A 6963-nucleotide genomic window follows, 5' to 3' on the forward strand; every position below is an offset into this window, starting at 1 on the left:
GGGGGGGGGGGGGGTTTTTCTTTGGCTGGACCAGGGCTGAGGCTCACTCAAACCCTGGTTGGTGCGGCACCGGGGGTCACTTCTCTGTAGGAGCGGGCTTGCCCGCGAACACCGGCTTCGCCGGTGCCAGGCACCGCGATGTCTTTTTCGCGGGCAAGCCCGCTCCCACCAATCGCACGAGCGGGCAGGTCAAGCCGCCTCGATTCCAAAGTCCAGCACACTCAGCCCGGTGTCTTGATCCACTTCCGGCAGGTCCTGGTGCGCGTGTCCGCCCAGGGCGCAATACACCAGCCAGCGCTGGTCGTGGACATTGATCGCGAACCCGTCGATCAGCGCCTGCTGCTCGTCGCTCTGCGAGACGAGGTAGAGACGGTCCTGGTTTTCGGCGTGCAGCATGACAAGCTCCGGTCTGCAAAGGCCGACAGGGTGGCCTGTCTGGATGACGAGCGTGTGACAGATGAAATTTAGTGACACTTGGTCGCAAAAAACGAGAGGGTGGGTCAGGCTTGGGTAGAATGCCGGGCTTTGCTTATCGTCGTTACGAGGTTGCGCGATGTCCCTGCAAGTCCTCTGGGGGTTCCTGGCCGCCCATCCCGCCAAGCTGATCAATGTCCTGGCGCTGTTCATCACCTGCCCGGGCGGCCTGCTGCTGCACAGTGCGCGGCGTCGCCAGAGCGATGCGCGTGAAAGCCTGGCTGGCGAGGAAGGGCTGGTCGATGCGTTCGACCTGCGTGTACCGCGCTACTACTACATCCTGGGCTTCTCGTGCTTGGCGATGGCGTTGTTGCTGTCGTGGTTCAGTACCTGGATCTGAACTGCCTACCTGTCAATTCTGCCAGTTGTCGCTTGTGATGCGTGCACGTACGTTGGATCGGCGTGTCAACCATCTCAAGGAGGCAACATGTCGCGTTCAAGCGAAGCGTTTGATGCGGACGTCCTGAAGAAGGCCAAGGCGACCGGAAAGGTCGTTCTGACCGTCAAGGGGACGCCATATGAGATGACCGGCGAACTGAAGTTTGACCAGAAGTCATTCTCCGCCGTGCAGCCGCGGCCCGGTGGCAAACCGCTCAAGCTGGTGTTCAAGTGGACCAACGCCAATGTGTTTGCGCCGGGCACCACCAGCCTGTCTGCTGGTCAGGCGCATGTGACCACGGTCGGTGTTGTGGGGCTTGGCGAAAATGTTCCCGTCCACTCAGGAACACTGCAGATCAGCGAGTTTGTCGACAACCGACGTCTTAAAGGGGTACTGGGGCTGAACCCTGGCAGTGGTTCGGATGCTCTGGAAGCTGATTTCGATCTCACCGTCGTGTAGCGAACATCAGCTGTGCAATCGCCGGTCCCACTACGAACCGGCGCTTGCACCAGGCTCAGACCGCCTCGGCCTGCACCTTCACCTGATACTGGTTGCGCACTGGCGTCGCATACTGCTGCACCAGATACGGCCGGTGCTCCGCAGGGCAGGCTTCCAGGCGGCGCTGCCACTCCTCCTTGGCCCGTGCCAGTTCCTCGGCCGCAAACACCTTCTCTGCAGCGGGTACTTCCAGCGCCGCGTCCTGCCCGTCCCACATCGCGTAGGCCAGGTAGTGCACCGGGAACAGCCGGTAGCCGCCGAGAATCTGCCGGTCGATGGCCTGGGCCAGTTGCTTGGTGTCCTCGTGGTACTCGGTCACTGGCGGTGCGAAGTTGATGTGCACCCGGCCTTTGTAGCCGGTGATGCCCTGGGCGATGCTGTTGTCGTCTTCGCCAGGCACTTTCTTGTAGGTGCCGGTGGTGGCGCGGATGTACAGCTCGCGGGCCTTGGCCTGGTCGCACGGGTCGTATTCGTAGCTGATCGACACCGGGATCAGGTTCAGGCTCTGGATCACGGCGCCGAACGGCTCGTCCTTGCGGCTCATGTGGAACATCTTGAGGATCGCCGAATCGGTGCGATCGTCACCATCCTTGGCGCGGCCTTCGGCCTGGGCGATCCAGATCGAGGCGCCGTCGCTGCGGATGGAGTGGTTGATGTAGGCCGACAGCAACTGGTATGCCGCAAGCTTCTCGCGACGACCGCTGATCGAGCGGTGCACGATGAAGCTCTTGTTCAGACGCATCATGTCGCTGACGAACGGCTTTTGCAGCAGGTTGTCGCCGATGGCGATACGTGGCGTCGGCAGGCCAGCGTGATAGACCGCATAGTTGACGAACGCCGGGTCCATGACGATGTCGCGGTGATTGGCCAGGAACAGGTAGGCACTGCCCGACTTGAGCTGCTCGACGCCGGTGTAGGTGACCCCGTCGGTGGCACGGTCGATGGTGCGGTCGACGTAGTATTCGACCTTGTCCTGCAGGGTCGAGACGCTGGTCACGCCAGCGAACTCCTTGCGCAGGCGCCGGGCGATCAGCGGCTTGAGCAGCCAGCCGAAGGCGCCTGCGATACGCGGGAAGCGGAAGTGGGTGAGGATATCGAGGAATGCCGGGTCGCTGAGCAGGCGCGCCAGAACGGCAGGCACTTCAGCGTCGTCGTAAGGTCGGATGGCATCGAATTCGCCCATCATGCTCTCTTGTTGGAAACGGCTAGAGTAATAAAGTAGGGGCGGGGCCGAAAAAAACGGCTCGGACACACACGGACCCCGTAAACAGACCGGCAATTATACGCATAAGTCACTGCGCAGGCCCCCGATGCTCGAAATCGACTTTTATGACTGCCCTTATTGCGGTGAGCGTGTGGAGACCACGGTCGATATTTCCGCTGGCGACCAGCTCTATACCGAGGACTGCCAGGTGTGCTGCCAGCCCATCGTGTTCATCCTGCAGGTGCATGGTGACGAATGGATGCTCGAAGTGCGCCGCGAGGACGATGCCTGATGCGTCGGATCTACGAACCGGAAAGCCTGATGGAGGCGCAGATGCTGGTAGGCATGTTGGCCAGCGAAGGCGTCGAGGTGCACCTGATCGGCGGCGATCTGGTCGGTGCCATGGGCGATCTGCCGATGCAGGGCCTGCTGGCCCTGGCGGTGGCCGATGAGCAGGCCGGGTACGCACGGCAGCTGATCGATGAGTACAATGCTGCCCAGCCCCTTGCCGGGGACGAGCCGGAGAGTATCCCCGGTACCCTGATCTGCTAGGTTTGCTGTCTTATGTGTGGACGTTACGCCCTCTTTCGCTGGTCCCAGGCTTTTGCCGCCCTGCCCGGGTTTCCCGCCGACCAGCAGGCCCAATGGAACATCTCGCCTGGGGCTTCGGTGCTGATCCAGCGCCGACTCGACGGCCAGTTGCAACTGGCCAGGGCGCGCTGGGGCCTGACCCCGGCCTGGCTCACCGACCTGTCCCGTACCCCCGCCCATGCCCGCGCCGAGACACTCGCCGAGCAGCCGATGTTTCGCGAAGCCTTTCGCCAGCGCCGTTGCCTGATGCCGGCCAACGGTTTCTACGAGTGGCGCGGCACGGCGCGCAAGCGCCCGTACTGGGTGACGCCGGGGGAGGGCGCGTCGTTGTTCTATGCCGCGGTATGGGAGGTGTATCCGGTGCAGGAGCAGGTGTGGCTCAGTTGTGCGGTGGTCACCCAGGCGGCGATGAACCAGCGCCGGCCGCTGATCCTCGACGAGGCCGGGCAGGCGGCCTGGCTGGACCCCGACACACCGCTGGCGCGGCTGCATGAACTACTGGCCAGCCCGCCAGCGGCGTTGCGCGAGCGGGCGCTGGCGCATCTGGTCAACGATCCGACGCTCGATGGGCCGGAGTGTCTGACCCCGGCTTGAGGTCGGTGTCGAGCTTTTCGCCCCACGGGCCCGCGAAAAAAGCGACACGGTGGGTGAGTCAAACCCTGAACTGATTGATCAACCGCCGCTGCTGCTCGGCCAGCTTGGTCAGCTCGGCACTGGCCTGGCTCGATTCGTCGGCCCCGCCGGCCACTTCGCCGGCCACCTGGCCGATGTTGATGACGTTGCGGTTGATATCCTCGGCCACCGCGCTCTGCTGTTCGGCGGCACTGGCGATCTGGGTGTTCATGTCGTTGATCACCGACACGGCCTGGGTGATGCTCTCCAGCGCTTCGGCGGCGCGGCTGGCCTGCTGCACGCTGTCGTCGGTCTTGCCCTGGCTGTCCTCCATTACCTTGACCACATCGCGGGTGCCCTGCTGCAACTGCTGGATCATCTGCTGGATTTCCTGGGTCGCCTGCTGGGTCTTCTGCGCCAGGTTGCGCACCTCGTCGGCAACCACGGCGAAGCCGCGCCCTTGCTCTCCGGCGCGGGCAGCCTCGATGGCGGCGTTGAGCGCCAGCAGGTTGGTCTGTTCGGCGATGGCGCGGATGGTCACCAGGATGGCATTGATGTTCTCGCTGTCGCGGGCCAGGGTCTGCACCACGGTCACCGCGCGGCCGATCTCGCTGGCCAGGACGCTGATCGACTGCGAGGTGTCGCGCACGATCTGCATGCCCTGGTTGGCAGCCTGGTCGGCGTTGCTGGCTGCGTGGGCGGCGTGGGTGGCATTGCGTGCCACGTCCTGGGCGGTGGCGGTCATTTCCTGCACGGCGGTGGCTACCTGGTCGATCTCGGCCATCTGCTTGTGCACGCCCTGGTTGGTGCGGATGGCGATGTCGGCAGTGTGCTCCGAGGAGTCGCTGACTTTCTGCACCGAGGTCACCACCTGGCTGATCATCGCCTGCAGCTTGGCGAGGAAGGTGTTGAAGCCTTTGGCAATGGCGCCCAGCTCGTCGGCGCGATCGCTCTGCAGGCGGCGGGTGAGGTCGCCTTCGCCCTGGGCGATGTCGTCGAGCATCGCCACCATCTGCTTCAGCGGACGGGCAATGCCGTGGGCCAGCAGCCAGATCACCAGCAGGCCGAGGGCGGCGATGCCCAGGCCGACCAGGGTCATGCCGGCGATGTCGGTGCGGCGCTGCTCGCCAAGGTCTTTCTGCAGTTGGTTGACGTCGGCCATGACCGTGCTCAGCGGCATTTCCAGCAGCAGGACCCAGCGCGCGTCGGTGCTGGCGACCTTGAACGGCAGGAACAGCTCGATACGGTCCTTGGCGGTGTCGACTTTATATTGCAGGTCTTCGCCGCTGATGCTGGCCAGGGTTGCGGCTTCGGCAGGGTCCAGCACGTCGCTGGCCTTTTCGCCGAACTTGGAGGCGTCCTTGGTGTAGGCGACCAGGCGACCATTGCTCGACACCAGTGCCAGTTCGCCAGCGCCGTTGTACAGCTGGCGGTCGGCGGCGTTGAGCAGGTCCTGGATGAAGTTCACCGACAGGTCGGCCCCGGCGATGCCCTGGAACTGGCCGTTGACCATGATCGGCTCGACGAACGAGGCGAGCATCACCATCTTGTCGCCAACCTTGTAGGGCGCCGGGTCGATCACGCAGGCCTTCTTGGTTTCCTTCGGGCATAGGTAGTACTCACTGGCGCGTACCCCGGTCGACAGCACGGTGTGGTCGTTGACGTCCACCAGGCGGTCCTGGCCGAGGCTGCCGTCGGCGTTGCGGAACCACCAGGGCAGGTAGCGTTCGCCATTGATGTCGGCGTGATCCAGTGCGTTCGGTTCCCAGCCCAGATACGCACCGAGCACCGTCGGGTTGACCTCCACGGTGCGCTTGAGCAGGTTGTTCAGGTAGGCGCGGTCGATTTGCATCAGCGGTTTGCCGTCGGCGTCCTGCATGCCGAGCATGGCGTTGACCGTGGCCAGGCTGCGGCTGATCAGCAGCGGCGCTTCCAGGCCACGCTGGATCTCGCTGACCTGGGTGCGGGCCAGCGCCGACAGACGCTGTTCGATCACGCTTTCGAACTGCTGCTGGGTGCGCTGCTGTACCAGGTCCTGGGTGCGGGCCCCGGAGTACACGGCGTACAGCACCAGCGCCGCGACAATGCTCAATACAATGGCACCGGCCAGGGCCGCCACGGAAAACTGGATCGACTTGAACTTCATTACCGGAAAGCTCCACGCAAGGAGGTCGTTTTCTTTTGTTATCGGCGTGGTCGAGGGAAAGCATGAGGGGGGGATGAGAGAAATCTTCCCTGCGGCTCTGGCAGGGTCAGGCGAGTGGGCCTAGGATACGCGGCATGTAGAAAGGGAGTGTTTTCATGCGTAAGTCTTTCGTGATCAGCCTGTTGAGCGCCAGCGTTCTGCTGGGTGGTTGCCAGGCGGTCAATACCACCAGCGGCGGAGCGGTTGGCGTCGAGCGCAAGCAGTACATGTTCAGCATGCTGTCGACCGATGAGGTCAACAAGATGTATGCGCAGTCGTACCAGCAGACCCTGGGCGAAGCATCGAGCAAGGGCGTGCTGGACAAGAGCAGCGTCGATGCCAAGCGTGTGCAGGTCATCGCTGACCGCCTGATTGCCCAGGCCCCGCAGTTCCGGCCGGATGCCGCGCAATGGAAGTGGGAAGTCAACGTGATCAAGAGCGACGAGCTCAACGCCAACTGCGGCCCGGGTGGCAAGATCATCGTCTACACCGGGCTGATCGATCAGCTCAAGCTCACCGACGCGGAGCTGGCTGCGGTCATGGGTCATGAAATCGCCCACGCCCTGCGCGAGCATGGTCGCGAGGCGATGTCCAAGGCTTACGGTATCGAAATGGCGCGCCAGGGGGCCGGTGCGATCTTCGGCCTTGGCCAGGACAGCATGGCGCTGGCCGACACCGTGGTGAACTACTCCATGACCCTGCCCAACAGCCGGGCCAATGAGAACGAGGCCGACCTGATCGGCCTGGAACTGTCGGCACGGGCCGGTTATGACCCGAATGCGGCGATCACCTTGTGGAACAAGATGAGCAAGGCCTCCGAAGGCGCGCCGCCTGAGTTCATGAGCACCCACCCGGCCTCGGCCAGCCGCATTGCTTCGCTGCAGGCGGCGATTCCGAAGGTGATGCCGCTGTACCAGGCGGCGAAGAAGTAAAGCGCTCTGCGCTGTGGGGTAGTTGTCTGGTTCAACTATCCCGCGGCTGGAGCAATTCCTGTGGGAGCGGGCTCGTCCCGCGATCACC

9 protein-coding genes are annotated in these 6963 nt (G+C 63.6%); 6 read left to right on the top strand and 3 right to left on the bottom strand.

From position 1 onward, the window contains the following. Positions 1-189: 189 nt before the first annotated feature. Positions 190-396, bottom strand: a complete 207-nt coding sequence (locus tag HU729_RS24345; protein ID WP_054894589.1) for a hypothetical protein — start codon at positions 394-396, stop codon at positions 190-192. A 157-nt stretch (positions 397-553) separates the two neighbouring features. On the opposite strand from HU729_RS24345, the gene HU729_RS24350 reads away from it, so the two are divergent. Both HU729_RS24350 and HU729_RS24355 read left to right on the top strand, forming a co-directional pair. Beyond that, positions 554-814, top strand: coding sequence for a hypothetical protein (locus tag HU729_RS24350; protein WP_186667666.1), 261 nt, complete (start codon positions 554-556; stop codon positions 812-814). A gap of 87 nt (positions 815-901) precedes the next feature. Continuing rightward, entirely contained in the window at positions 902-1312 is a 411-nt protein-coding gene (locus HU729_RS24355) for a hypothetical protein (RefSeq protein ID WP_186711791.1), read from the top strand. Between the two features lie 55 nt (positions 1313-1367). Here the strand turns inward: HU729_RS24355 and HU729_RS24360 are convergent, their stop codons facing one another. Further along, positions 1368-2534, bottom strand: coding sequence for a 1-acyl-sn-glycerol-3-phosphate acyltransferase (locus HU729_RS24360; protein ID WP_186667985.1), 1167 nt, complete (start codon positions 2532-2534; stop codon positions 1368-1370). A gap of 127 nt (positions 2535-2661) precedes the next feature. On the opposite strand from HU729_RS24360, the gene HU729_RS24365 reads away from it, so the two are divergent. Genes HU729_RS24365 through HU729_RS24375 form a run of 3 tightly spaced genes read left to right on the top strand, consistent with a single transcriptional unit; the run spans position 2662 to position 3740 of the window. Then, complete coding sequence (locus tag HU729_RS24365) at positions 2662-2847, top strand: CPXCG motif-containing cysteine-rich protein (RefSeq protein ID WP_186667668.1); 186 nt, start codon at positions 2662-2664, stop codon at positions 2845-2847. Beyond that, entirely contained in the window at positions 2847-3107 is a 261-nt protein-coding gene (locus HU729_RS24370) for a DUF2007 domain-containing protein (protein WP_186667669.1), read from the top strand. The genes HU729_RS24365 and HU729_RS24370 overlap by 1 nt, the downstream gene beginning before the upstream one ends. A gap of 12 nt (positions 3108-3119) precedes the next feature. Continuing rightward, positions 3120-3740 (top strand): SOS response-associated peptidase, encoded by a 621-nt coding sequence (locus HU729_RS24375; RefSeq protein WP_186711792.1) that lies wholly within the window; start codon positions 3120-3122, stop codon positions 3738-3740. A gap of 58 nt (positions 3741-3798) precedes the next feature. Here the strand turns inward: HU729_RS24375 and HU729_RS24380 are convergent, their stop codons facing one another. Further along, a complete protein-coding gene (locus HU729_RS24380; protein ID WP_186711793.1) occupies positions 3799-5904 on the bottom strand; it encodes a methyl-accepting chemotaxis protein in 2106 nt (701 codons plus the stop codon). Positions 5905-6059: 155 nt separating this feature from the next. On the opposite strand from HU729_RS24380, the gene HU729_RS24385 reads away from it, so the two are divergent. Continuing rightward, the gene (locus HU729_RS24385; protein WP_186711794.1) at positions 6060-6875 is read left to right on the top strand and encodes a M48 family metallopeptidase; all 816 of its coding nucleotides are present in this window, start codon (positions 6060-6062) and stop codon (positions 6873-6875) included. Positions 6876-6963 lie beyond the last annotated feature (88 nt).

Source organism: Pseudomonas sp. RW10S2 (genome assembly GCF_014268985.1).
Classification (GTDB): domain Bacteria; phylum Pseudomonadota; class Gammaproteobacteria; order Pseudomonadales; family Pseudomonadaceae; genus Aquipseudomonas; species Aquipseudomonas wayambapalatensis.

Excerpts from the sequence above, each read along its gene's own strand:
- HU729_RS24370 (WP_186667669.1), top strand. The coding sequence starts at position 2,847 with ATGCGTCGGATCTACGAACCGGAAAGCCTGATGGAGGCGCAGATGCTG.
- HU729_RS24365 (WP_186667668.1), top strand. The coding sequence starts at position 2,662 with ATGCTCGAAATCGACTTTTATGACTGCCCTTATTGCGGTGAGCGTGTG.
- HU729_RS24360 (WP_186667985.1), bottom strand. The coding sequence starts at position 2,534 with ATGGGCGAATTCGATGCCATCCGACCTTACGACGACGCTGAAGTGCCT.
- HU729_RS24350 (WP_186667666.1), top strand. The coding sequence starts at position 554 with ATGTCCCTGCAAGTCCTCTGGGGGTTCCTGGCCGCCCATCCCGCCAAG.
- HU729_RS24380 (WP_186711793.1), bottom strand. The coding sequence starts at position 5,904 with ATGAAGTTCAAGTCGATCCAGTTTTCCGTGGCGGCCCTGGCCGGTGCC.
- HU729_RS24375 (WP_186711792.1), top strand. The coding sequence starts at position 3,120 with ATGTGTGGACGTTACGCCCTCTTTCGCTGGTCCCAGGCTTTTGCCGCC.
- HU729_RS24355 (WP_186711791.1), top strand. The coding sequence starts at position 902 with ATGTCGCGTTCAAGCGAAGCGTTTGATGCGGACGTCCTGAAGAAGGCC.
- HU729_RS24385 (WP_186711794.1), top strand. The coding sequence starts at position 6,060 with ATGCGTAAGTCTTTCGTGATCAGCCTGTTGAGCGCCAGCGTTCTGCTG.
- HU729_RS24345 (WP_054894589.1), bottom strand. The coding sequence starts at position 396 with ATGCTGCACGCCGAAAACCAGGACCGTCTCTACCTCGTCTCGCAGAGC.